The following is a 23954-nucleotide window of genomic DNA, read 5'->3' on the forward strand; positions in this document are numbered from 1 at the left end:
GAAAGGGGATGAGCGTATTGGTTCCGGTAAAAGTGGTATTGGCCGTAGAAGGTCGGGATTATATTGAGCCTCTGCTGAATTATGTTCACGGAAGCGAGTACGCCAGAAGGCTCAGAATAACGGCTTTTTCGCAGCCGGAGGCATTTCATCAATACATGATGGAAACCAGCGGAATGAAAAGACCAGATGTGGTAGTAGGTGAAATGTCTTTTCTGAGTCTATGGACAGCTCGGGAAGATGCAGATATTCCTTGTTTGGTATTACATGAGGGAGAACAAGTAAGCGAATATGGGCAGCCTGTATTAAAATATCAGCCTTTATCTGAACTGGTCGGTTTTATTTTGGAAACGGCGAGACAGAGGTCGAATGGTCGGAAAAGCGTAAACAGTCGGGAAGGTGGAATGATTATCGGCATGGTGGCAGCTTCAGGCGGATTGGGCAAGACAACGGCCGCGCTCAATCTGTCCAAGCAACTGGGGAATGAGGGATATTCGGTATTTTATTTGAATCTGGAAACGGCGGATTCAAGCTCGTTGTTTACTGGTTCAGACAGTTCTAGCGGAGCACAAGGAGAAAGAGAAGGACTGTCCAGACTACTGTATGATCTCAAGTCGGAGGGAAATGAGGGTACTTCGTTATCTGTGGCTTCCTATTGTATACGTCGTCCTGAAATTCAGGCTGATACGTTTCAACCTGTCTATAATCGCAAGGAATTGACGGATATGACTTGTGATGAAGCGAAAGAGCTCATTCGAACGATTGGTGAAAGCGGGCAGTATGATGTAGTGATCGTAGATAGCGATTCTGAACATGGTGAGCGGGCTCAAGCCGTGCTTGAAGCTAGTCATAAACTAATCTGGTTGCTCGCTGACGATTTAATGAGTATGCACAAGTGCGGATTATGGCTGGATATTTTAGAAACTACGCAGCCTGAGGGGCTTGAAGCCATGATATGCAAAACCAGCTTTGTGGTGAACCGCTACATGGGAACTATGATCAACTCGTTACCTCGTGACTTTATGGAGCTGAACGGTGCGTTACCCTATATACCTTCATGGAAACAGATGCAGCATCGTGAACTGCTGCTAAGTTCACCGATTTATCAGCGGGAAATCCGCCATTTGTGCCGCGAGCTGCTGGATATGGAGAGCGCTGCACAGTCGACGGCTGCTTGGTCTTAAGGGGATGATGAACATGAATGAGGAACAATTTAAGGCATTGCGCGCAGATATTCGTAACGGGCTGGACGTAACGTCCTCAGTAAAAGATACAGATCTAGTACGGCATATCGAAAAGCGAATTTTACACGACGTAGAGCTAGCGAGCTTAACTTCCCGAGAGAAGCATGCACTTGTCCGCAAAATTTTCAACTCTTTCCGTGGGTTGGATGTGCTCCAGCCATTGATTGATGACCCGACCGTTACGGAAATCATGATCAACAGTCATCGGGAAATCTTTGTAGAGCGGGCAGGTGAGGTGATTCAGGTGTCCGATCAATTCGAATCCCGCGAACGACTGGAGGATTTGATCCAGACAATTGTAGCCGGGGTGAACCGAATTGTGAATGAGGCTTCTCCCATTGTGGATGCCCGATTAAAGGACGGATCACGTGTAAATATTGTGCTGCCGCCAGTTGCTCTCAAGGGACCGACAATGACTATACGGAAGTTTCCCGAGCGTCCCATGACGATGGATGATTTGATACGAATAGGTGCGCTCAATACAGAATCCGCCGCTATGCTCAAAGACTTGGTACGCAGCAAGTACAACATTTTTATAAGCGGCGGAACGGGTTCTGGTAAAACAACTTTTCTGAATGCATTATCCCAGTTCATCCCTTCGTCTGAACGGATTATTACGATTGAAGATTCGGCAGAGTTGCAAATTGTGACTGTCCCCAACCTGGTTTCCATGGAAACACGGAACGCGAACACCGAGGGGAAGGGAGAAATCACGATTCGTGATCTGATCCGTTCCTCCCTGCGTATGCGGCCCAATCGCATCGTGGTGGGTGAGGTCAGAGGGAGTGAGGCGTTGGATATGCTGCAAGCGATGAACACAGGACACGATGGATCATTGTCAACTGGGCATGCGAACAATATCCGCGATATGGTCAGCCGGCTGGAAACGATGGTACTCGGAGGAGCAGAGCTTCCGCTTGGAGTAGTACGGCAGCAGATCAGCTCGGCCATTGATATATTCGTTCATCTGTCACGACTACGTGACAAATCCAGAAGGGTGCTGGAAATTAGCGAAGTGATTGGCTTTGAAAATGGTGAGGTAAGATTGAATCCCCTTTATCGCTTCCAGGAACGCGGAGAAAGTAAAGGACAAATCGTAGGGGAACTGGAGCGTTGTGGTGTGGGGCTGCAACATACATTGAAGCTGCAAATGGCCGGAATCAAGCCGGAAAGCTGGCACAGAGAAGGAGAATCGGTATGAGAACAGAAAAGGCGACTGGCAAGCAAGTGTCACGTGAGGTCCCTTCTCTGCCGGATTATACGGTGTATACCTTATCGACTGTACAAAAAAGTATGTGCATTCTCTTTAGTGGAGTGTTGTTCGCGATGATCGGATATCTATTTTATCACCAATGGATATTATCGTTGCTGTGTGCTGCTGGAGCTGTGGTGATGCCTCGTTATTTTAGAAAGTTTTTGCTGCAACGACGTAGGTCTGCTTTAAGCATTCAATTCAAGCAGGCTTTATACTCGCTTTCTTCTTCTCTTTCAGCGGGAAGGTCGGTGGAGAATGGGTTTCGTGAGGCTGTAGAGGATTTGAGGTTGCTTAGTCCGGATGGAGATCACGATCTGATTTTTGAATTTAACATTATTACAGCCTGCCTTGAAATCGGACAGCCTGTAGAGGCTGCTTTGCAGGATTTGGCTCGTCGGGCCCAGATGGAGGATATTACGAATTTTGCGGACGTATTTGCGGCTTGCAAACGAACCGGAGGTGATCTGGTGGAAGTCGTACGACGGGCTTCAAGTGTCATTGGGGAGAAGCTGGAAATTCAGCAGGAGATCGGTGTAATGATTGCGCAGAAGCGCTTTGAATCAAGGGTTATGTTTGCAGCACCTTTTTTGTTTGTTTTGTTTATGACAGTGACAGCGGGAGACTACATGATGCCGTTATACAGCGGTACAGGTAGGATTTTATCAACCTTTTGTCTTCTGGTGCTTGGTGGCTGTCTCGTGTGGATCAACCACATTATGAAGATTGAGGTGTAAGGAGTGATGGGTGTGTTGATGTTGGTTTGTCTGGTCATGCTGGTTCTGCAAGTGGGAGGTTGGGTGGTGCTGAACCAAATGTACGCTGCTAAGTATGCACATTTTCGCCATATGAAACTGGAAGGACTGCGGCTGCAAAAACTTTCGGTGCCTTTTGTACACATGCTTCATGTTTCACGTGCCACTCATAGGCTGCCTTTGCTGATGTTCAAGCTACAGCGTTCGATACAGAAGCTGTATGGTATGCGCCACAGCGGAGAAAAAACGATACTTTTTCTGGCAGAAATGTTGGGTTACGGATATATGGTGGCTGCTGGTGGAGCTTTAATATCGCTTATGATGGGCGGGGAAGCGACTGGGCTGGTGCTTGGCTTGGGGCTCGGTATTCTGGTGCCAGTTGCGCTGGTCAAGGATTTACATGGGAAAGTACAGAAGCGGGATCAGCAAATCTTAATGGAATTGCCTGAATTATTGAGTAAAATGATGCTTCTAGTTGGTGCGGGAGAGACGGTACAACGGGCTTTGCTTCATTGCGTGGAACGTAAAGGGGCGGATGCGGTACATCCATTGTATCGGGAATTGCGGCAGACAGTGGGGGAATGGGAAAGTGGCTATTCCTTTCAACAGGCATTTGAACATCTGAGCAAACGTTGTGGTATTCAAGAAGTGACGATATTTACAACGACAGTTTTATTGAATATGAGGCGTGGTGGGAGCGATTTTGTAATGGCTTTACGTGAGTTATCTCAGACATTATGGAGCAAGCGGACTTCAATTAGCCGCACAAGAGGGGAACAGGCTTCTTCAAAGTTAGTCTTCCCGATGGCACTAATTTTGCTAACGGTCATTGTGCTGGTGGGTGCTCCGGCTTTAATGATGATGAATATGTAGGAGGAATAAAATGATGATGACAATTGTAGCAGGTAGTATTCGTAAATTGTACAAGAATGAGGATGGTTTGGGGACGTTAGAAATGATCTTGATCATTGCGATTCTGATTGCGGTGGCGATTATTTTTAAAGATCAGATTAAGAAAATTGTAGAAGGGCTGTTGAAAAAGGCAGATAAAAAAAGTAACGACTTTATGGATTCATAATGCTGCGCAAATTGGTACAAAAAGAGGACGGGAGCTTCTCCTTGGAGGCTTCCCTCGTCTTTCCCATTCTGCTGTTGGTCATTTTTATAATGTTATTTTTTTGCCTGTATATATATCAAAAATCTATATTGGTGCAGGTTGCTTCTACTGCTTCGGAAAGAGCCGCTTACAGTTGGGATAACAGCTTTAAGGACCCACGTACGGGAGCATTTGCGCAAGGGCAACGGGATTCTCTCTATTGGCGCTTGAAGGATGATGTTATGTTAGGCGCCCTGTTTGGCTGGGCCGGAGCCAATAATCAGGAAACTGTACAGGTACCGGGCGGCAATGAAGGAGGCTCGTTACCTGCTCAGAAGTTGTCCAATGCAGAAAATAGAATGCCTGCGGGCATGCATGGACAGATGACATATGAGAACAGTATGATTCACCGTAAGGTGACCACAGAGCTAAATAAAATCGTGGAGGTACCTTTGTTGAATCAGTTTTTAGATCATACAGATTTACAAGGAAAAATGAGCTCGGGTGTGGTGGAACCTGTGGAATGGATTCGTACAGTGGAATTGGTCCGTCATTATGGTGCGAAGTTTATGGGGAGAGGCTCAGGTGAAAAGGTAGATCCGGCAATTGTAGGGAAAGTATTGATGCAATATGGGCAAAACGGTCAGTAAGGAGTAGGTAACGGGAATGTAACTGGAAAGGAGGAAGCGGGTGTTTGGTAAGGGACGTAATACAAAGGACGGGGAATCAGGGGCTGTCACGGTTTTCCTCATTCTGATTTTGGCGGTCATGTTTGGTTTTATTGCTGTATTTATTGATTATGCGAGAATTGCTGCACTGCATGTACAGACTGAACGTCTGACCCATGCGGCGGTTCGGTCTGTGATGTCTGCTTATGAACCGGCATTACAGCAGGAATACGGTTTGTTTGCTTATGGTGAAGGTGGCGGAGAACAAATAATGGTCAAAGTGCTGAATGACAGTACACGGCGTACGGCGCGCGCGGAAACGCTGCCGCTAATGAATATGAAGCTGGATTCCAGTTCACTGCAAATGGAAAGGGAGCTTGGTAAATATGCCATATTTAACGAGCAAATCCGTGAAGAGATGAAGTATAAAGCACCTGTCGATTTTACGATGGAAGTGCTAGAAAAGCTAAAGCCGCTCTCTCAAAATATGAAAGAGGCTTCACACACGGTAGATTTGCTGAAACGGCTGCAAAAGCTGTACGACAGACGAGAGGCCAAACTGGATGACATGCTGGAGAAACAGCGTAAGGCAGGAGCTTATATGGAAGAGGTTCGTAAACGGATTATTAAACAGAGTGGGACATATATGCCTAATCAGTATATATGGGACCCACTTGAAGTTGTAGCCGACATTGCTGCTCAATATAAGCATTACGTGCATGTATATGAGGACAACAAGAAGAGTGTAGACGATGTTAAAATCATGCAGATGGAGAAATATGCAAGAAGGGCAAGGATAGCGCTGGATCGCCTGCGACAGGTCATGGTTCAGACTGGAACGGAGCATGATAAGCTGCTTCTGGAAGCCAAGGAACCTTTGAATGAAGCTCGGCAAATTAATGAAGAAATGCGCAAAGTCATTGTCCAATATAAACAGAGAGCGGCCAATGCAGGTTATGACGAGGTTTCCGCAGCCCCCACCCCAAGCGGAGCAGGCTCTAACGCCGATCCGTCTGTAGGAAGTGCCCGGCAAAGGGCAGAGGATTTGTTGGTTCCGAACAATGAATTTGAGCAATGGGAAGCAGAAATCGAAAAGCAACGGACTGCAATAAATGCTGCTAACAATATAGTAACGAGTATGATGCGTACGCTATCTTTCTATACAGATCCATTTTTGAATGCAGACATGCTCAAGCAAGAAGTTGCTTCAACGCTCAAGGAGATAGATAAATACTTAAATACGTATGCTTGGGCGGGACCCGCCAATGTTCTCGACGGTGAGGCTAGAACAATGGATACGCGACGCGGACCGGACAAAGAACGCAAGAAAATGGAAAAAGAGGCGAAAAACAAGCTCAAGCAAGCTTATCGGATCATTGAGGTTCTTTCTAAAGGTAAACAAAGTGCTGAGCAATTCCGAGTGGTGGAGCAGTATTACAATGAAAGTATTTCTTTTAATCAGTCTTCATCCAGTCCATCTGTATCCGCTGATTTGTCCTATGACACCTATGATGCAGCGGGGGATTCCATGGATAGTATGGATGGTCTATACGAGGCGGCATCCAACTTACTGACTCAACTGGGAGACGAGTTTTACCAGAATGAATATGCGCTTTCTTACTTCCATCATGTGGATTTCAGCCGATTTGGCAATTTGGCTGGATCAGGTGGAAATGTGGGTAATGCTGCACAGATTTTAGGGGACCAGTTGGAGGTGAATAATCAGGAAGTTGAGTACATTTTGTATGGGTTTCATAATCCGACAGGTAACCTGGCATCTGCCTATGGGGAAATTTTTGCTATGAGGCTTGCCATTCGAACGATGGAGGGACTGGTCAAAAACAGTTCAAAGGGTAACCCGTTGGTCGTTTTGGCCGCAGCTTTGTTATATGGAGTAGAGAAGGCGATTGAAGATATGATCATGCTGGCACAAAAAGGGGATGTGCCTTTGTCTGACTTTCTGAAATTTCGAATGACTTACAAGGATCATTTGCGATTGTTCCTGATGCTTCATAGCAATAATGAACGAAAAATGTCTCGTATGCTTGCTTTGATTCGCTTGAATACAGATGTCAATCCCGCTGAGCGACGGACGTATGCAAAGGGTGAGGTCAAGAATGGGATGAGGCTGTGGTTTCTACCTGGAGTAATGAAGATGCTCGGAACCGCCTCCAAAGAAGGCGAGAGTATTAAGGGAAGTGTGTACTATGTCACGAAAACAGCGCATTTTTCCTACTAATCAGTATCTACAACAGGTGTGTGGACAGAAGCAGCGTGAACAAGGAAGTATTGTTTTAGAAGCGTCATTGGTGCTGCCATTGTTTTTGTTTTTTATTATCTTTCTCATTTATATGATCCAAATGACACTGGTCTCCACAGCTTTGCAGACTACTGCTTCAGAAACAGTTAAGCAGGTTTCGGCTAAAATCTACCCAGTGTCTCTAGCCGTGGAGGCGGCGTCCGCTAAAATAGATGCAGTCCACAAACCGCTAGATGAACTTCCTAAGTTATCTGTGAGTGAATATGCAAGCCAATTCGCTGCCCAACTGCCACCTCCAATCGGTGATTGGGTAGAAACTGCTATTCAAGGCGGCAAAAAGCCGCTGGAGGAGTTACAGGGACGCTTGACGGAGGCTGCACTTGATCCTGTTCTGAAGCCGATGCTAAAGCCTTTTATGGAGAAAAGTATTCTGGAGTATGACCGTATTCACATAACGAGCGTACATGTACCCTCTCTTACAGAAACTAAGGACCCTTATTTTAGAGTAGAGCTATCGTATGAACTGCCGATGAAGGTTCCCTTTTTGTATCGCAACATTGTGCTCCAAGCGGCAGCTGAGGAACGTCTTTGGATTGGTGATACAGGAGAGGGAGCAGGTACAGGTGATGCAACAGGGGAGAAGGATGCGCAGCATTCCATACAGTTGCTCGTCAAGCCTGAACCTGCTGTGAAGGGTGTATACAATTTGATCAAGGCCAAGGTTGAACCTGGGACGAATGCTGCCCTTTCTGTACTCTATAAGTCAGGTGAAAGCACAGCTCAGCACTTGGGCTGGACCTCGGCCGATGCAGACGGGATTGTTGAATGGAACTGGTTTGTGGGAACAAACACAACACCAGGTCAATGGAGCTTTGTAATTGAAACGGAGGATGGCCAACGTATTGAGGTTCCGTTTTCTGTGCAGAAGACAACTGATGGATAGGCTAGATATAGATGTATAGAGATAACTACAATGAAAAATGATTTAGCAGGCCTGTTAATTTTCATTGTTATAAGGGGGAAGATCGCATTGACGTGGATGTATATTGTGTGCGGAGTTCTGCTGGCGATCGCGCTAGTGACAGATTTACGAAGCATGAAAATACCTAATAAGCTTACATTGCCCGGCATAGCGGTAGGCTTGCTGTTCAATACTCTGTTCGGAGGTTGGCACGGTTTTTTATTTGCTATTGCTGGTCTTGGCACCGGCTTTGGATTCATGCTGATTTTGTACTGGATGGGAGCAATTGGTGCAGGAGATGTAAAGCTGTTCGGCTTAATTGGAGCATGGACAGGAGCTGCTTTTGCATGGCAATCGGCTCTATATTCGATTTTTTTTGCAGGCATTATTGGTATAGGGATTTTGCTATGGAGGAGGGAAACCATCATGAGATTGCGACGCGTGGCGTTTAATTTGGGAGGATTTTTCCTGTTTCGCAGCGGCAAAGCGCTGACAAGCGGGAGAGAAGCACATCTCAGGTTTCCTTTTATGACAGCAGTTATTCCGGGAGCGGTCAGTGCTTATCTTTACTTCTTGTCATGACGTGTCCGATTCGTGAGATCATGCTACCTCAGGGAATAAGAATTTGTAAGGAGGTCATGAATTGTTTGGTTTAAGTAGGGATTTTGTTCGTAATGGCGGAACGTTTATGATACTAAACAAGGAAGGCGGGCTCAAGACCGATGATTTAAATTCTGTACAGACCCGAATGATGACTGGCAATCGGATTCCCGGTCTACTGGAACTTAGAATCAAAGAAGTCGATTTTCAGATCGAGTTACATTACGATATTTCGGGGCGACGTATGCTTTCCCAAGTATGGAAAGGTGGGAATGTGTCGATTTCTGATTTCTACCGGATTCTTTTTGAAATAGTAGATGCTCTTCATCGTAGCCCACAATATATGTTAAATATCCGCCAGTTTATTTTGCACGAGGATTACATTTTTATAAGCGGTTTAGGTACAAGGGAAAGCGTCAGTTTGACCTATGTTCCTTTGTGCAGTGTACAGTATACGGAACAAACAGGTAGTTATTTTAAGCAGATGGTTATTCGCTTGATGACTCGTGTGGCTCACCCTGAGGGAGAATCTATACAGCGCATACTCGATCTATGCGAGAGAAGTGAATTTGAGTTGGGCGCGTTGAAGGAACTACTGTTGCAAGGGATGACGGCCAGTGAACAGAGCGTCGGCGGTCAGGATAAAGGTAGATCATCTGTTCATTCCTCTCATACCATACAGGGTAACGATACAGATCGTGGAGGAAGAACGTACGGGCAAGAACATCGGGAGACTCTGCAGGAAATTCAGGAGCTTAAGCGAGTCAATCGACTCAAGCAGTCCACAAAATCAGAGGAGAATGTCGAGTTAGGAGCCGACAACGAAATGGAAGATGAACAGGCGGAGCCTAAATTACAAAAATATAAAACATACATTGCTCTCGGATGTCTGCTCGCTTCGGCCATTGTTTGGCGTTATATTTATTTGGATCATCCTGAGACGGTGTCCTTGCTTATTTCATTTGTGCTGACTTCGGTACTTGTCGCTGTTGCTTATATAAGCTGGACGGGGAAATTAGAGCGCAATCGAGCTTCATCTCATTTTTATAGTGAAGCAGTACCTGTATTGGATTCGGAATGGTTAGGAACTACTCCTCCAGCACAACGAAAAAATGACCGTTATCAGGTAGATAAGCTGACTGGGTTTGTAGCGGGACGCCATCATCAAGACAAGCCATCATCCGATTCAAGTGATCAAGGACAGGAGAGCTGGCGTTGGACTTTTCCAGACTCAGAACCTAAAAGCATGGGAAGCCGAACGACGGAGGATAGAGGGAAAGTAAGTACAAATTATGACTTGCACGAGCATTCGAGGAAAGGTACCATGCAGGGAAATGAATTGAACGACAGCGATACCAGCGAGGCTTATTATAAGTCCTTGTCCGGGGTAACGGAGCTACTCAATACGGTATCCAAGCAGGAAACCGTGCTGCTTCGTCCAGATCAAGACATACAGAGTCCAGCTGTTCAGCACTCGCCGATTGCTTGCTTGGATCGTAAGTTACCTGGGAGTGGAGAAACCGAGCGCATACGGTTGCAGCCAGACCAATTCATTGGAGGCAGCTTTATCATCGGTAGAGATCCGCAATTGGTCCAGTTTGTAGAGCATATGGATGGAGTTTCCCGTTCTCATATTGAGATTTGTATAGCTACAGGAGGGCAAAGCCACATTGTAAAGGATTTATCCTCGACGAACGGAACTGTGCTGAATGGAGAGCCTATGGTGCCTTATAAGGAGTATACCATGCAGGATGGAGACACTTTTAAAATCGCTGGAGTCTCTTATACTTATCGATTGGACTCTTTTAAATCCTCTAATGCATCTTGAGTAAACGTTAAATGGATATATGTTAAGAAGAGGCCTGTTATATTCTGGGCTTCTTTTTTATAAATAGAAGATTATTCATAGGCCTGAAGCAAGGCAACTCAAAGATCTCAAGTTTAATTGATAGATTATGTCTAAATCAAAAATGAACCCTAAGCTAGTAGAGATACAAAAATACTATCTATTCTCCATAGAGTTCATTTTTTTTAATTCAACGCTGCTTGTAAGGAGAATGAAGTTCCTCTAGCGCCTCCTTCAGTGAAGAATACTTAAACTTAAATCCGTGCTCCAGCGCTTTACGCGGTATTACTTTTTGACCGTCTAATACAAGCGTGCTCATCTCACCCAATAGCTTTTGAACTAGAAAGCCAGGAACGGGAAACCAGTGTGGACGACGATATACCTTAGCTACTGTTTTCCCAAATTGGCCGTTCGTCATAGGATGTGGTGATGAAGCGTTCACTGCCCCGGAAATCTCTGGTGTATGAATGCAATACGAGATCAGACGAACGATATCGGCAATATGAATCCAACTCATCCATTGATGGCCGCTACCTATTTTTCCACCGAATCCGAAGACGTAAGGCATCTTCATGAGTGGGAATGCTCCTTTTTTTCTATCCAGCACAAGGCTGATGCGTAACTTAATTAGACGGACATCGGCAGGGTAGGCGTTGGCAGCTTCCTCCCATTGCTCAACCACCTGAGACAGAAAATCTTCCGAACGGCGCGGACTTTTTTCGTCAAATGTTTCGGTCAAGGAGGTACCATAGGCGGCAACAGCCGAAGCCTGAATGATAACTTCCGGTTTCTTTTGCAGAGCATTCAACGCTTGAGCCAACCGGGCAACGGAAAGCAGTCGTGATTGAAGAATTCTTTGTTTGGACTTGTCCGTCCAGCGCTGATTCAGCGTCTCACCTGCTAAATTAACGACCGCATCTGTACCTTCTAGTAATTCAGGCTTTTGTTTTAATTCGTTCCAGCTCATATATTGCAAGCGGGGGCTCGCTTCGTGTCCAACCAGCGGCTTGCGGGTAATGACTTTCACCGTATATCCGTCATCTAGCAAGCTTTTGACCAGCGCACTCCCCACCAATCCAGTTCCTCCGCATACGATGATGTTCATGGAGTCAGTTCTCCTTCCAATTCGAAAAAATAGTTCTGTTATAAAATATAACCCTTTTTGATACAAAAGCTTCATATTGAACATATCTGTGTACGCTAAGAAGATCCATTCACGCTTTATTCTACCTACATTTCAATAACATCTACTCTGATGTGTGCTATGTCTGTATGTTCCATAAAGGGAGTCATTTAAAAAAGTTGCCATAAACGCTATGTTGTTTGATTTCAATAATCACGTTAAAATGATTAAATTAAAATAAGACAAGCATAACAGGATAGGGGGATGAATCAAAATCATGCTGAAAATTGGTTCTCATGTGTCCTTCTCGGACAAGGGTCTGCTCAGCGCTACAAAAGAAGCGTCTTCTTACGGGTCCAGCTCGTTTATGATATACACGGGGGCACCTCAAAACACGCGCCGTAAGCCAATGGAGTCCATGTATTTAGAGGAAGGCAAGCAGCTAATGGCGGAAAAGGGAATGGAAGATATCGTGGTGCATGCTCCATATATCATCAATCTCGGTTCCTACAAAGAAAATACCTATGAGCTTGCAGTCAGTTTTCTACAGGAGGAAATTCGGCGCACACATGCGATTGGTGTGAAAAATATCGTGCTGCATCCGGGGGCTTTTACAGATAAAGATGCAGAGTACGGAATTGGACGCATTGCTGATGGTTTGAACGAGGTACTGAACGGTGTGAAGGAGACAGATGTCAATATTGCACTTGAAACGATGGCAGGCAAGGGCACAGAAATGGGTCGTAGCTTTGAGGAAATTGCCTCCATTATAGATAAAGTAGAGCGCAACGAGCGTCTAACGGTTTGTATGGATACCTGTCACATTCATGATGCGGGTTATGACATTGTCAATGATTTGGACGGTGTACTGGAGCAATTTGACCGTATTGTCGGCTTGGATCGCATCGCAGTTGTTCACATTAATGACAGCAAAAACCCGGTTGGCGCTCATAAAGACCGCCATACGCCGATTGGATCGGGTTGGATTGGTTATCAGACTATTCATAACGTGGTACATCATGAAGCACTTCAGGGACGTCCGTTTATTTTGGAGACGCCGTGGATCGGGAAAGAAGCCAAAACTCAACGACCAATGTATGAGGTTGAGATTGCCTTGCTTCGCGGAAATGTAAAGGAACGCTTTGGAGATGAGTTTTTGAGTCAGGTGGAACAGTTGCATTCATTTTTCAAAAAACAGGATGTGGATGTCCGTGAATTTGTACTGGATACCTGGACTCTGCTGAAAAATGATGCTAAAGCAAGAAAAGCAGATCCACGTGAGCCGCTGGAGCGTCTGTATGACATGATAATGGAAGCAGCACTCTTTCCAGAGATGAGCGAAGAACACATTAATCAACGGTTGATTGCCTGGTTTGCCGGTAGTCATCTGCCTGTGACAGTATAAGATAAGGGGGACTAATAGCCACATGGAAATTCACGTAAAACATCAGCCAAACAGCACTGTATCTACACATGAAAACCGTGCGCGCATGCTTGTATCTTGTCCAGATGGGCCAGGTATTGTAGCGACCGTGTCCCGCTTTTTGTACGAGCATGGGGCCAATATCGTCCAATCTGACCAATATACAATGGACCCGTCCGGCGGTATGTTTTTTATGCGGATTGAATTTGATTTGCCTAATTTGAGTGCAGCTCAGTCGCAATTGGAGCAGGACTTTGTCGCTGTTGCCGAGCAATTCCGTATGGAGTGGACGATTTCTGCGGTCAGCCGCAAGAAAAAATTGGCTATTTTCGTTTCCAAAGAAGATCACTGTTTGGTAGAATTGCTGTGGCAGTGGCAGGCAGGGGACCTGGATGCGGATATTTCACTGGTGGTTAGTAATCATCCGGATATGAAGGAGTATGTGGAATCCTTTGGCATTCCGTATCACCATATACCAGTGACAGCCGACACGAAGCCAGAGGCAGAGCGTCGTCAGCTAGAGGTCATTGGCGAAGAGATTGACGTGATCATTTTGGCCCGGTATATGCAGATTATTTCGCCTAAGTTTATTGAGCATTACCGCAACCGGATTATCAATATCCATCATTCCTTTTTACCTGCATTCGTGGGTGGCAAGCCGTATGCCCAAGCTTATAATCGCGGTGTGAAAATTATTGGTGCTACTGCGCATTATGTAACCGAGGAATTGGATGGTGGTCCGATCATTGAGCAGGACGTGCAGCGGGTGAGCCACGGAGATGATGTAAATGAGCTAAAACGGATCGGTCGCACGATTGAACGGGTCGTGCTGGCAAGAGCCGTGAAGTGGCATACAGAGGATCGTATATTGGTTCATGAGAACAAAACGGTCGTTTTTAATTGAACTTAACAATTTCAAATTCATGAAAACTTGTGAGTTTACATGTCAGATTAAACAAAGCCCATTGCATAATGGGCTTTGTTTTTTTGTGTGGGGTAGGTATTTGCATTATATCTGGAACCTATAAAATTTTTTTTGCGATTTCTTTATTTTTTAAATGATGTTAATACATAACGGGTATATTGATATGAGGGCTGTACTACAATTCGACCATTTCGACAATCATCTTTATAAACGATCTGGCAAACTTTCACGGCAAATGGTACAATACTTAAGAATGTATAAGTCATATTGAAACATTCAAGCAGATTCACTCACTTCGATAGCCCTGTTTCTATATCGGACGGGAGCATTGGAGAGTATGACGGAATGCAATTGACATACTTTATACAATATGAGGAGGCAAACCATGACTGACCAGAATCAAGCGATTCAAAAGGATGAAAACTCCACCATTGACAATTTGTCCATCACAACGATCCGTACGTTGGCAATTGATGCCATCGAGAAAGCGAATTCGGGACACCCTGGTATGCCGATGGGCTCCGCGCCAATGGGCTACCAACTTTTTGCTAAAACAATGAACCATAACCCAAATCACCCAACATGGGTGAACCGTGACCGTTTTGTACTGTCTGCAGGACACGGTTCTATGTTGCTATACAGCCTTCTTCACCTGAGCGGATATGATCTACCTATGGAAGAGCTGAAGCAATTCCGTCAATGGGGCAGCCTTACACCGGGTCACCCTGAGTTTGGACACACTGCTGGTGTAGATGCTACAACTGGACCTCTGGGACAAGGCTTGGCAATGTCCGTAGGTATGGCTATGGCAGAAGCACAACTGGGTGCAACATATAATAAAGATGACTTTAAAGTTGTGGATCACTTCACATATGCTATTTGCGGCGATGGCGATCTAATGGAAGGTATTTCGCATGAAGCCGCTTCGCTGGCTGGTCGCCTTCAACTGGGTAAGCTGATCGTATTGTTCGATTCCAATGATATTACACTGGATGGCAAGCTTAATCTGTCCTCTTCCGAAAGTGTTGCCAAACGCTTTGAAGCATACAACTGGCAAGTGTTGCGCGTAGAAGATGGTAATGATCTTCCAGCGATCCAAAAAGCAATTGAAGAAGCACAAGCCGATTCGACACGTCCTACGTTGATTGAAGTAAAAACAGTCATTGGTTACGGAAGCCCGAACAAACAAGGTAAAGGCGGACACGGTGGTACTCATGGTTCCCCGCTGGGATCAGAAGAAGCTAAACTGACTAAAGAATTCTACAAATGGGTATACGAAGAGGATTTCCATGTACCACAAGAGGTTCGCGAGCACTTTGCTAAAGTAAAAGAGCGCGGTATCGCAGCTAACAAAGCATGGGATGAACAATTTGCGAAATACAAAGCGGCTCACCCTGATTTGGCAGCTCAGTTTGAAACTGCTGTAAACGGCGATCTTCCAGAAGGTTGGGATCGTGACCTTCCGAAATACTCTACAGAAGACAAAGCGGTTTCAACTCGTGTAGCTTCTGGTAATGCACTGAACGGATTGGCTCCAAACGTTCCTTTCCTGACAGGCGGATCTGCTGACTTGGAAAGCTCCACAATGACACACTTGAACAACCTGACGAACTTTACGCCAGAAGACTACGCTGGTCGTAACATTTACTTCGGTATCCGCGAGTTCGGTATGGCTGCTGCGATGAACGGTATGGCGTTGCACCAAGGCGTAAAAGTATTCGGCGGTACATTCTTCGTATTTACAGATTATCTGCGTCCAGCCGTTCGTCTGGCAGCTCTGATGGGATTGCCTGTAACCTACGTTCTGACTCACGACAGTATTGCTGTTGGTGAAGATGGTCCGACTCATGAGCCGATCGAACAATTGGCTTCTCTGCGTATTATCCCGAACCTAACAGTCATTCGTCCGGCTGATGGTAATGAAACTTCTGCTGCTTGGGCTTACACGCTGGAAAACAAGAAAAACCCGGTTGCACTGGTATTGACTCGTCAAAACCTGCCAATCCTGGCTGCTACTGCTGAGCATGCACGCGAAGGTATCAAACGCGGTGCTTATGTGGTTGCAGATGCAGCAGACGGCAAACCGGTTGCTCAAATTCTGGCTACAGGCTCCGAAGTACAACTGGCTGTTAAAGCACAGGAAGCACTGGCAGAAGAAGGTATTCAAGTACGCGTTATCAGCTTCCCAAGCTGGGATCTGTTCGAAAAACAAGACAAAGCTTACAAAGATTCCGTTCTGCTGCCTGAAGTTAAAGCTCGTTTGGCTGTAGAAATGGCGTATCCACTGGGATGGGAAAAATATGTTGGCGACCAAGGCGACATTCTCGGTATCAGCACATTTGGCGCATCCGCACCTGGTGACCGTGTAATTAAGGAATACGGCTTTACAGTAGAGAATGTTGTTAGCCGTGTCAAAGCTTTGTTGAAATAAAACATTGGAGCATCAGCAATTAGGAAGAGTTTGTCCATAAAGCAATGATCGTGTATTGCTGGCAAACGACTTACCTGCTGTGGCAATCCATGTATCACAAACAGTCGTAACCTGAGTAAGGCTTACGGCTGTTTGTTTCATACATTTGTTTTTTGCGATAAAATGTCTTTGAATTATCAGTGGATAGAGTACGCAGATACAGTGTGTATTTTCATACTGAAGCTGGAATCCAAATTATGTTATGATGCACCATATTCATTCACCATTGAGAGCAGATGAGGGGATAACGAATGACACAGTTCGATGGAGTAAGCGTAGTTAAAAAAGCAAATGTTTATTACGATGGTCAGGTTACAAGCCGCACAGTTATCCTAGGTGATGGTAGTAAGGTAACACTGGGGATTATGTTGCCGGGAACATACGAGTTCGGTACGGATTCCCGTGAGATTATGGAGATTTTGGCAGGGGACCTGAGAGTGATGCTTCCAGGTACTGAGGAATGGCTGGAGATACATGGCACATCGACCTTCCATGTACCTGCGAAGTCTTCCTTCAAGCTGGAAGTACGAAGTGTAACGGATTATTGCTGTTCTTATCCGGAATAATGAGCTGAAAAGGGTAAGAGCACTCAAGCTACAAGCCGAGTGTTCTTACCCTAAAGCTGTGTTATAAATACAAACACACAGCAGCATGGTTACAAAGAAAAGTACAGCTTACTCAAGAGGCTGACCACCAATGGTGCGGCCAATCCATGCTTCGTATGTCTTTACAACAGCAGATAGATCCTCGTCGCCATAGCCTTGTGTTTGTCCGGCTTGAAACAAGCTTTTGGCAATGGACAACATAGGCGTAGGGATGGACAGGCTGTCTGTTAGTGAGGCAGCGAGCTTCAAATCCTTGAGCATCAGGGCAAGTGAGAATTGGTTGCTAAAATCATGCTCGATGATTTTGCGGCCTTTCAGGTCAGCGGCCTTGCTACCTGCCGATCCGAGCTGTACCAATTCTAGGAAGCTGTCTGCTGGAATGCCGGATTTAGCTGCGATGGCAAAGCCTTCAGCCAGAGCGAGGTTATTTATACCGACCATCGTATTGTGAGCGAGCTTGGCCACGGCCCCGCTACCATTTGGTCCCATATGGAGCACCTTTTTGCCCAAGGTATCAAAAACATCTGATTGCGCCGCAATCGCTTCTGCATGACCGCCGACCATGAACACGAGTGTTCCATCTACAGCGGCAGGCTTGCTGCCTGTTACGGGGGCATCAATGAAGGAGCAGCCCAGCTTGTCCGCTTCGACGGCCAATTGTTTGACCAGCTCAGGTGAAATTGTGCTGTTGTCCATCACGGTCATACCAGCCGTAAGACCAGCAAACACACCGTCCTGACCGTAATACACGTCACCTATTGATTGATCATCGCTGACCATGGTAATGACCAGGTGCTGCCCTTCGGCCGCTTCACGAGGGGTTGAAGCTGCACGTGCGCCTTGCTCTACCAAGGGCTCGCAGCGCGAAGCGGTACGATTATAAACTGTGACTCCGAATCCCTGCTTTAGCAGATTGGATGCCATCGGGGCGCCCATCGTGCCCAGTCCGATAAATCCGATGTTTTTCATTGCTAATCACCTTTCTTGTTGGAAGTTGCCGTCCGATGCAGATGCGAGTTCGGCTTGAATTGAATATTGAAACAGATTGCTCTCAGTTCATTGTAGCATGGGCATGCTACCCTATCTACAGCAGGGTCTGTCGAGGCACAGGACACACAGGTAACGCAAGCTTGTCAGGCTCAGCAAATTAAAGTATCCTATTCCTAAGTCCTTATGTTCGTATTCATGGTCTTAGTAATACCAAACAGGAGGTTCCAAACATGTCTAAAAAAGTTATTTTTGATTACACTAAAGCGCTCTCCTTTGTAGGGCAGCACGAAATTGATTATTTTGCAGAGCCCATCAAGTTGGCTCATGAGCAACTGCACAATCAAACAGGTGTAGGTTCCGATTTCTTGGGTTGGATTGACCTGCCTACCAATTATGATAAAGAAGAATTTGCGCGCATCCAAAAGGCTGCTGCTAAAATTCAAAGCGATTCCGAGGTATTGATTGTAATCGGTATTGGCGGTTCTTACCTTGGAGCACGTGCTGCGATTGAAATGCTGTCGCATTCTTTCTACAATGCGCTGCCTAAAGACCAACGCAAGGGTCCAGCTATCTATTTTGCAGGCAACAACATCAGCTCTACATATGTGAATCATCTGTTGGAACTGATTGAAGGAAAAGACTTCTCTGTGAATGTCATCTCCAAATCAGGTACAACAACCGAGCCAGCTATCGCTTTCCGCGTATTCCGTGCGGCTTTGGAGAAAAAATATGGTAAAGAAGAAGCGCGCAAACGTATTTACGCTACAACGGATAAAGAACGTGGTGCTCTGAAAAAGCTCGCTAACGAGGAAGGCTATGAATCCTTCATTATTCCTGATGATGTGGGTGGCCGTTACTCCGTGCTGACAGCAGTAGGCTTGTTGCCGATTGCTACAGCAGGCATCAACATCGAAGAAATGATGCAAGGTGCAGCAGACGCTTCCAAAGAATACAGCAACCCGAATGTAGCTGAGAACGAGGCTTACCAATATGCAGCCGTTCGTAACGCTTTGTACCGCAAAGGTAAAGCAATTGAAATTCTCGTAAACTATGAGCCGTCTTTGCATTTCGTATCCGAGTGGTGGAAACAGCTGTACGGAGAAAGCGAAGGCAAGGATTATAAAGGTATTTATCCAGCTTCTGTTGACTTCTCGACAGATCTTCACTCTATGGGACAATTCATTCAGGAAGGCAGCCGTAACATTTTCGAAACGGTAATCCAAGTAGAAAATGTACCTAGTCACATCACCATCGAAGCAGATGAGGATGATCTGGATGGACTGAATTTCCTGGCAGGCAAAACAGTGGATTTTGTAAACAAAAAAGCATTCCAAGGTACATTGCTGGCTCACACAGACGGACAAGTACCAAACCTGATTGTAAATATTCCTGACTTGAGCCCTTACTCCTTTGGCTACCTTGCTTATTTCTTCGAAAAGGCTTGCGGTATCAGCGGCTACCTGTTGGGCGTAAATCCGTTCGATCAACCGGGCGTAGAAGCTTACAAAAAGAACATGTTTGCGCTGCTCGGCAAACCGGGCTTCGAAAAAGAAAAAGCTGAGCTTGAAGCGAGATTGTCTGAATAAGGGAACTATAATTTCTGATTCGAAACAGGCTTTCGGTCTGAAGCGTTATAGTGTATAGCATCAATTAAGTACAGGAAAGCAGTTCGCCAGCTGCCAGAAGCGGGGAACTGCTTTCTTGTAAAATGAAGTAAGGAAGGTTATACGTGTATGTTGGAACAATACCGAACCGTACGCGGTGCCGGCAACAAGGAAATTGTAATCCGAAAATCCCGTTTTATCGGCCATATTCAGCCTGTTCAAACTGAGGAAGAAGCAGTTGCTTTTATAGAGCGCATCAAAAAAGAGCATTGGAATGCTACCCATAATTGTTCGGCCTATATGATTGGGGAAAGAGACGAAGTCCAAAAGCAATCGGATGACGGAGAACCGAGCGGGACGGCGGGTAAGCCCATTTTGGAGGTCATCCGCAATCAGAAACTGAAAAATGTCGCTATTGTGGTTACCCGTTACTTTGGCGGGATTTTGCTGGGAGCAGGCGGACTAATTCGCGCGTACTCAGATGGTGCTGTTGCAGCTATCGAGGCAGGGGATGCGATTACACGTGTGCTGCATCGTGAAGTTTTTGTGGAATTGGATTATACTTGGTTGGGCAAAGTGGAAAATGAATTACGTAATCGCAGCATCCGTACCGGAGAAACGATGTTTACGGATAAAGTTACCTTAACCTGTCTGCCGCTGGCTGGTGATGCGGAATCCTTCTGCAACTGGATAACCGACTTGACACAGGGACAATCGCTTGTGTCGGAGGGAGAGCAGCTTTACTTTATTGAAGGGGAATAAATAATATGGCTAGAAGAGCAGTAGAACAGGAGTTGTCAAGAGGGCGGATTCTGGAAGCGGCCAGGCACTTGTTTATCACCAAGGGCTACCGTGCGATTTCAATGCGCAGCATTGGCCAGCATCTGGGTTACAGTCATGGTTCGTTATACTATCATTTTAAAGAGAAGGCTGAACTGTTCTACGCCATTGTGATTGAAGATTTCAATACATTGCGTGGGATTCTACTGCAAGCAGCAACAGTCACGCCTGATGATGGCTTGAGCAGATTGGAGTACCTGATGCTGGAATATATCCGTTTTGGCTTGGAAAATCCATATCAGTACGAAATTATGTTCATGATGCACGATGAAGAGCTTTTTGCATACTGTCGGACAGAGCAAAACCGTTGTGTGGAATTATTTGCGTCTATGATTCGCCAGGAATTGGATGGTCAGGGACATTCGGAGGAAGAATGCTCAAGAGTACCGAAAAGTCTGTTTTTATCCATGCATGGCTTTGTGTCATTTTATATTCAGGACGGTTTAACATTTGAAGAGATCAGGCCCACTGCTTTAGCACATGTAAAGCTGCTGTGCAGACACCTATGAGCGTACCTGCATTCATACGCTTCAGCCATGAACATGTAGGGCGCTTTTTTGGGTGTTTGCACTTCATGACGGTGACTTATCATTACGGTACTTTGCGAAAGCGACTAAGAATTTAACAGACGATGATGTATCCAGAGGGAGAACATCATCGTCTGTTTTTTTGCATGCCTCCGTCAGCCCTTCATAATTTTCACATGGTATTGGCGTCTGCGTGGGCCGTCGAATTCACAAAAATAAAGACCCTGCCATCGTCCAAGCAACAGCTTTCCATCATGAATGATAACTGTTTGTGATGGGCCTGTTGTAATGGATTTTAGGTGGGACGCCGTATTTCCCTCCATATGACGATATTGAGGATGTTCCCAGGGATAAACCTCATCCAGCCTTAAAATGACATCATGTTTGACATCTGGGTCGGCATTTTCATTAATGGCGATGCCGGCTGTCGTGTGTGGGCAATAAATTAGAGCTGTTCCTTGCTGCACCCCGCTTTTTTCGATGAGTGCTGCAACCTCACGCGTAATATCACGCATTTCATCTCGCCGTGTCGTAGATAATTCAAAAGTATGCAACATAAATCCATCTCCTTTCTATGTATTACTTTACCCTTTTCATTCTTAAGATAATATATAGAGTTGACGAAAATTACTTTCCTTTGATAAAGTATCACATAAGAAAAACAAAGTAAGTTTATTGGAATAATTGAATGTTTTCAAATGAGGTGCGTGCTTTGCGATAAGCAAGGCTGCTGCTGTTCCTGAACTGGTCCAGAAGCGGAAAGGAAGTGTACGGATATGCATGTGGAAGTAAGAGGATTAAACAAGCATTTCGGTAATTTTCATGCGGTAAAGGACGTATCTTTTGATATTCAGACGGGTCATCTTATTGGTTTGCTCGGTCCAAGTGGCGGGGGGAAAACCTCCATTCTTCGCATTTTGGCGGGGCTGGAGCAACCGGATGCAGGAGAGATCCGCTTTCACGGAAAAAGGGTAAACGAGCTGACACCACAGGAGCGTGGAATCGGATTTGTATTTCAAAACTATGCTTTGTTCAAGCATATGAGCGTGTACGACAATATTGCCTTTGGTTTGAAAGTGAAAAAAAGCTCCAAAGCCCGCATCAAGGAAAGGGTCACTGAGCTGGTCGAACTCACGGGGCTCAAAGGCTTTGAGCATCGTTATCCGCATCAGTTGTCAGGTGGACAGCGACAGCGGGTTGCTTTTGCGCGTGCTTTGGCACCGGAGCCTCAACTACTGCTGCTGGATGAGCCATTTGCGGCTATTGACGCCAAGATTCGTCAGGAGCTGCGCACCTGGTTGCGAGAGTTGATTGAGCGGGTAGGTATTACCTCCATTTTCGTCACCCATGATCAGGACGAGGCGATTGAAGTAGCGGATGAGATTATGGTGATTAATCAAGGACGGCTGGAGCAGAAGGGAACGCCTTGGGATATTTATAAAAAACCGGGGACTCCGTTTGTAGCTTCCTTTATTGGGGAATCCACGGTGATTGAACAGGCGAGTAGTCTCAAGGGCTTTGAGGAAGCTGCCGGAGTGGGAACACGTGCCTTGATTCGTCCGGAGTACATTGATGTCGGACCGAGTGAGGAATTTGCGCTCCTGTCGGCAACCGAGGAAGGCATTGTGAAGCATTTACATTTTCGTGGGAGTGAATGGATGGTTGAAGTCCAGGTCGGGGATCAGCGTCTCATGACATACCGTTCATTGGAAAAGTCTACACTGGAACCTGGTCAGCAGGTGCGAGTGTTGGTGCATCGGGCCTATCTATATAATGAAGAGTCTAGCTGGATGGTGGAAAATCGCCTGAAGGAAGACCCCATGCCTATTATCATTTGAAAATAAAAAGATCACATATAAGGGGGGTGTCTGGCCTGTTTTACGGCTTTGGACATGCTCCTTTTGTCGTTGGTCGCTGGGGTGATTTACGCAGGCTTGATATGTTCGTTATAATAGGAGTAAAAACACCCAGATAGATAGGAGTTAAATCATGAATCGGCTTATTTTTCTTGGCACAGGGGATGCAATGGGGGTTCCGCGTGTATATTGTGATTGTCTTGTGTGCACAGAGGCCCGCACGATAGGAACGAATGTAAGGTTGAGATCGTCTGTGCTGATCGAAAGCGAGACAGAGGATTTTATGATTGATTGTGGCCCCGACTGGCGTAGACAGTTAGAATTGCGCAGTTTGCGTTTTATCCCTACGATCCTCGTGACACATGCACATTTTGATCATATTGGAGGATTGCCAGAATGGGCGGATGCCTGTCGCTGGACCGGTAATAGAGGGCGCTTGTTCGCTCCACAGGAAGTGATCGACACGATCTTACGTCAATTTTCCTGGCTTCCTGGAAACCTGGATCTTATTCCAGTAGATCAGGGAGTCCAACTTGGCGGGTGGAACATCCGAGGATGGCGTGTGAATCACGGGAAGAATGGATATGCTTACGCATATCGTTTAGAAAAAGACGGCTTCTCATGGGCCTACTGTTCGGATTCGATTGGACTGAATGAGGCGGAAATTTTACCTTTACATAATCTGAACTTACTCGTGCTGGGGACGAGCTTTTACCATGAGGAAGCGGAGTATACCACCCGCTCGGTATATGACATGCTGGAGGCTCAGGAACTTGTAGGAAGACTGAAGCCCGGAAGCACGGTATTTACACATATGTCCCATGATGTGGATATCACACACAACTACGGGCTGCTGGAAGGGATCAGTTTGGCACATACAGGTATGAGTTTACCGTTAGAATAACGATGGTT

22 protein-coding genes are annotated in these 23954 nt (G+C 45.8%); 19 read left to right on the forward strand and 3 right to left on the reverse strand.

Annotated elements, in window-relative coordinates; all coding sequences use genetic code 11:
* Positions 1–8 precede the first annotated feature (8 nt).
* The 10 genes from G9G57_RS08070 (at position 9) to G9G57_RS08115 (ending at position 10661) form a co-directional block, all read left to right on the forward strand.
* Positions 9–1181, forward strand: coding sequence for an AAA family ATPase (locus G9G57_RS08070; protein ID WP_107734137.1), 1173 nt, complete (start codon positions 9–11; stop codon positions 1179–1181).
* A gap of 13 nt (positions 1182–1194) precedes the next feature.
* Positions 1195–2442 carry a CpaF family protein gene (locus G9G57_RS08075; RefSeq protein ID WP_107733984.1) on the forward strand — a complete coding sequence of 416 codons (1248 nt, stop codon included), beginning with the start codon at positions 1195–1197 and terminating at the stop codon, positions 2440–2442.
* A complete protein-coding gene (locus G9G57_RS08080) occupies positions 2439–3230 on the forward strand; it encodes a type II secretion system F family protein (RefSeq protein WP_016820684.1) in 792 nt (263 codons plus the stop codon). Before G9G57_RS08075 ends, G9G57_RS08080 begins: the two co-directional genes overlap by 4 nt.
* Positions 3231–3236: 6 nt before the next feature.
* Complete coding sequence (locus G9G57_RS08085) at positions 3237–4121, forward strand: type II secretion system F family protein (RefSeq protein WP_107733983.1); 885 nt, start codon at positions 3237–3239, stop codon at positions 4119–4121.
* 10 nt (positions 4122–4131) lie between these two features.
* On the forward strand, positions 4132–4326 hold the full coding sequence (locus tag G9G57_RS08090) for a Flp1 family type IVb pilin (protein WP_016820682.1): 195 nt from the start codon (positions 4132–4134) through the stop codon (positions 4324–4326).
* Positions 4326–4994: a TadE/TadG family type IV pilus assembly protein gene (locus tag G9G57_RS08095; RefSeq protein WP_107733982.1), complete on the forward strand. Its 669-nt coding sequence runs from the start codon at positions 4326–4328 to the stop codon at positions 4992–4994. The genes G9G57_RS08090 and G9G57_RS08095 overlap by 1 nt, the downstream gene beginning before the upstream one ends.
* A gap of 40 nt (positions 4995–5034) precedes the next feature.
* Complete coding sequence (locus tag G9G57_RS08100) at positions 5035–7251, forward strand: DUF5702 domain-containing protein (protein WP_107733981.1); 2217 nt, start codon at positions 5035–5037, stop codon at positions 7249–7251.
* A complete protein-coding gene (locus G9G57_RS08105; RefSeq protein WP_107733980.1) occupies positions 7220–8215 on the forward strand; it encodes a TadE/TadG family type IV pilus assembly protein in 996 nt (331 codons plus the stop codon). The genes G9G57_RS08100 and G9G57_RS08105 overlap by 32 nt, the downstream gene beginning before the upstream one ends.
* 87 nt (positions 8216–8302) lie before the next feature.
* Positions 8303–8815, forward strand: a complete 513-nt coding sequence (locus G9G57_RS08110; RefSeq protein WP_013369967.1) for an A24 family peptidase — start codon at positions 8303–8305, stop codon at positions 8813–8815.
* A gap of 61 nt (positions 8816–8876) precedes the next feature.
* Positions 8877–10661: a DUF6382 domain-containing protein gene (locus G9G57_RS08115; RefSeq protein WP_107733979.1), complete on the forward strand. Its 1785-nt coding sequence runs from the start codon at positions 8877–8879 to the stop codon at positions 10659–10661.
* 208 nt (positions 10662–10869) lie between these two features.
* Here G9G57_RS08115 and G9G57_RS08120 read toward each other — a convergent pair whose 3' ends face one another.
* Positions 10870–11784 carry a TIGR01777 family oxidoreductase gene (locus tag G9G57_RS08120; RefSeq protein WP_031463127.1) on the reverse strand — a complete coding sequence of 305 codons (915 nt, stop codon included), beginning with the start codon at positions 11782–11784 and terminating at the stop codon, positions 10870–10872.
* A gap of 295 nt (positions 11785–12079) precedes the next feature.
* Here G9G57_RS08120 and G9G57_RS08125 point away from each other — a divergent pair, with 295 nt between their 5' ends.
* The 4 genes from G9G57_RS08125 (at position 12080) to ppnP (ending at position 17186) form a co-directional block, all read left to right on the forward strand.
* Complete coding sequence (locus tag G9G57_RS08125; protein ID WP_016820676.1) at positions 12080–13207, forward strand: deoxyribonuclease IV; 1128 nt, start codon at positions 12080–12082, stop codon at positions 13205–13207.
* Positions 13208–13229: 22 nt separating this feature from the next.
* On the forward strand, positions 13230–14129 hold the full coding sequence (gene purU, locus G9G57_RS08130; RefSeq protein ID WP_025364333.1) for a formyltetrahydrofolate deformylase: 900 nt from the start codon (positions 13230–13232) through the stop codon (positions 14127–14129).
* A 406-nt stretch (positions 14130–14535) separates the two neighbouring features.
* On the forward strand, positions 14536–16581 hold the full coding sequence (gene tkt, locus G9G57_RS08135; RefSeq protein ID WP_016820674.1) for a transketolase: 2046 nt from the start codon (positions 14536–14538) through the stop codon (positions 16579–16581).
* 290 nt (positions 16582–16871) lie between these two features.
* Positions 16872–17186 (forward strand): pyrimidine/purine nucleoside phosphorylase, encoded by a 315-nt coding sequence (gene ppnP / locus G9G57_RS08140; RefSeq protein WP_016820673.1) that lies wholly within the window; start codon positions 16872–16874, stop codon positions 17184–17186.
* A 108-nt stretch (positions 17187–17294) separates the two neighbouring features.
* Here ppnP and G9G57_RS08145 read toward each other — a convergent pair whose 3' ends face one another.
* A complete protein-coding gene (locus tag G9G57_RS08145; protein WP_164964811.1) occupies positions 17295–18194 on the reverse strand; it encodes an NAD(P)-dependent oxidoreductase in 900 nt (299 codons plus the stop codon).
* Positions 18195–18445: 251 nt separating this feature from the next.
* Between G9G57_RS08145 and G9G57_RS08150 the strand changes: the two genes are divergently transcribed.
* From G9G57_RS08150 to G9G57_RS08160, 3 genes are all read left to right on the forward strand, one after another.
* The gene (locus G9G57_RS08150) at positions 18446–19801 is read left to right on the forward strand and encodes a glucose-6-phosphate isomerase (protein ID WP_013369975.1); all 1356 of its coding nucleotides are present in this window, start codon (positions 18446–18448) and stop codon (positions 19799–19801) included.
* 147 nt (positions 19802–19948) lie between these two features.
* A complete protein-coding gene (locus G9G57_RS08155; RefSeq protein ID WP_164964812.1) occupies positions 19949–20581 on the forward strand; it encodes a YigZ family protein in 633 nt (210 codons plus the stop codon).
* A 5-nt stretch (positions 20582–20586) separates the two neighbouring features.
* Complete coding sequence (locus G9G57_RS08160; RefSeq protein WP_164964813.1) at positions 20587–21168, forward strand: TetR/AcrR family transcriptional regulator; 582 nt, start codon at positions 20587–20589, stop codon at positions 21166–21168.
* 173 nt (positions 21169–21341) lie between these two features.
* On the opposite strand, the gene G9G57_RS08165 is transcribed toward G9G57_RS08160, so the two are convergent.
* Positions 21342–21743 carry a secondary thiamine-phosphate synthase enzyme YjbQ gene (locus G9G57_RS08165; protein ID WP_013369978.1) on the reverse strand — a complete coding sequence of 134 codons (402 nt, stop codon included), beginning with the start codon at positions 21741–21743 and terminating at the stop codon, positions 21342–21344.
* Between the two features lie 219 nt (positions 21744–21962).
* Here G9G57_RS08165 and G9G57_RS08170 point away from each other — a divergent pair, with 219 nt between their 5' ends.
* Together G9G57_RS08170 and G9G57_RS08175 are read left to right on the forward strand one after the other, a co-directional pair.
* Entirely contained in the window at positions 21963–23024 is a 1062-nt protein-coding gene (locus tag G9G57_RS08170) for a sulfate/molybdate ABC transporter ATP-binding protein (RefSeq protein ID WP_017426561.1), read from the forward strand.
* A 151-nt stretch (positions 23025–23175) separates the two neighbouring features.
* On the forward strand, positions 23176–23946 hold the full coding sequence (locus tag G9G57_RS08175; protein ID WP_016820668.1) for an MBL fold metallo-hydrolase: 771 nt from the start codon (positions 23176–23178) through the stop codon (positions 23944–23946).
* The last annotated feature ends 8 nt before the right edge of the window (positions 23947–23954 follow it).

It is taken from the genome of Paenibacillus sp. EKM211P (assembly GCF_011066175.1).
GTDB lineage: Bacteria > Bacillota > Bacilli > Paenibacillales > Paenibacillaceae > Paenibacillus > Paenibacillus polymyxa.

Excerpts from the sequence above, each read along its gene's own strand:
- G9G57_RS08125 (WP_016820676.1), top strand. The coding sequence starts at position 12,080 with ATGCTGAAAATTGGTTCTCATGTGTCCTTCTCGGACAAGGGTCTGCTC.
- G9G57_RS08095 (WP_107733982.1), top strand. The coding sequence starts at position 4,326 with ATGCTGCGCAAATTGGTACAAAAAGAGGACGGGAGCTTCTCCTTGGAG.
- G9G57_RS08085 (WP_107733983.1), top strand. The coding sequence starts at position 3,237 with ATGGGTGTGTTGATGTTGGTTTGTCTGGTCATGCTGGTTCTGCAAGTG.
- G9G57_RS08080 (WP_016820684.1), top strand. The coding sequence starts at position 2,439 with ATGAGAACAGAAAAGGCGACTGGCAAGCAAGTGTCACGTGAGGTCCCT.
- G9G57_RS08165 (WP_013369978.1), bottom strand. The coding sequence starts at position 21,743 with ATGTTGCATACTTTTGAATTATCTACGACACGGCGAGATGAAATGCGT.
- G9G57_RS08160 (WP_164964813.1), top strand. The coding sequence starts at position 20,587 with ATGGCTAGAAGAGCAGTAGAACAGGAGTTGTCAAGAGGGCGGATTCTG.
- G9G57_RS08090 (WP_016820682.1), top strand. The coding sequence starts at position 4,132 with ATGATGATGACAATTGTAGCAGGTAGTATTCGTAAATTGTACAAGAAT.
- G9G57_RS08150 (WP_013369975.1), top strand. The coding sequence starts at position 18,446 with ATGTCTAAAAAAGTTATTTTTGATTACACTAAAGCGCTCTCCTTTGTA.
- G9G57_RS08120 (WP_031463127.1), bottom strand. The coding sequence starts at position 11,784 with ATGAACATCATCGTATGCGGAGGAACTGGATTGGTGGGGAGTGCGCTG.
- G9G57_RS08145 (WP_164964811.1), bottom strand. The coding sequence starts at position 18,194 with ATGAAAAACATCGGATTTATCGGACTGGGCACGATGGGCGCCCCGATG.
- G9G57_RS08070 (WP_107734137.1), top strand. The coding sequence starts at position 9 with ATGAGCGTATTGGTTCCGGTAAAAGTGGTATTGGCCGTAGAAGGTCGG.
- G9G57_RS08105 (WP_107733980.1), top strand. The coding sequence starts at position 7,220 with ATGTCACGAAAACAGCGCATTTTTCCTACTAATCAGTATCTACAACAG.
- G9G57_RS08155 (WP_164964812.1), top strand. The coding sequence starts at position 19,949 with ATGTTGGAACAATACCGAACCGTACGCGGTGCCGGCAACAAGGAAATT.
- G9G57_RS08175 (WP_016820668.1), top strand. The coding sequence starts at position 23,176 with ATGAATCGGCTTATTTTTCTTGGCACAGGGGATGCAATGGGGGTTCCG.
- purU (WP_025364333.1), top strand. The coding sequence starts at position 13,230 with ATGGAAATTCACGTAAAACATCAGCCAAACAGCACTGTATCTACACAT.
- ppnP (WP_016820673.1), top strand. The coding sequence starts at position 16,872 with ATGACACAGTTCGATGGAGTAAGCGTAGTTAAAAAAGCAAATGTTTAT.
- tkt (WP_016820674.1), top strand. The coding sequence starts at position 14,536 with ATGACTGACCAGAATCAAGCGATTCAAAAGGATGAAAACTCCACCATT.
- G9G57_RS08075 (WP_107733984.1), top strand. The coding sequence starts at position 1,195 with ATGAATGAGGAACAATTTAAGGCATTGCGCGCAGATATTCGTAACGGG.
- G9G57_RS08170 (WP_017426561.1), top strand. The coding sequence starts at position 21,963 with ATGCATGTGGAAGTAAGAGGATTAAACAAGCATTTCGGTAATTTTCAT.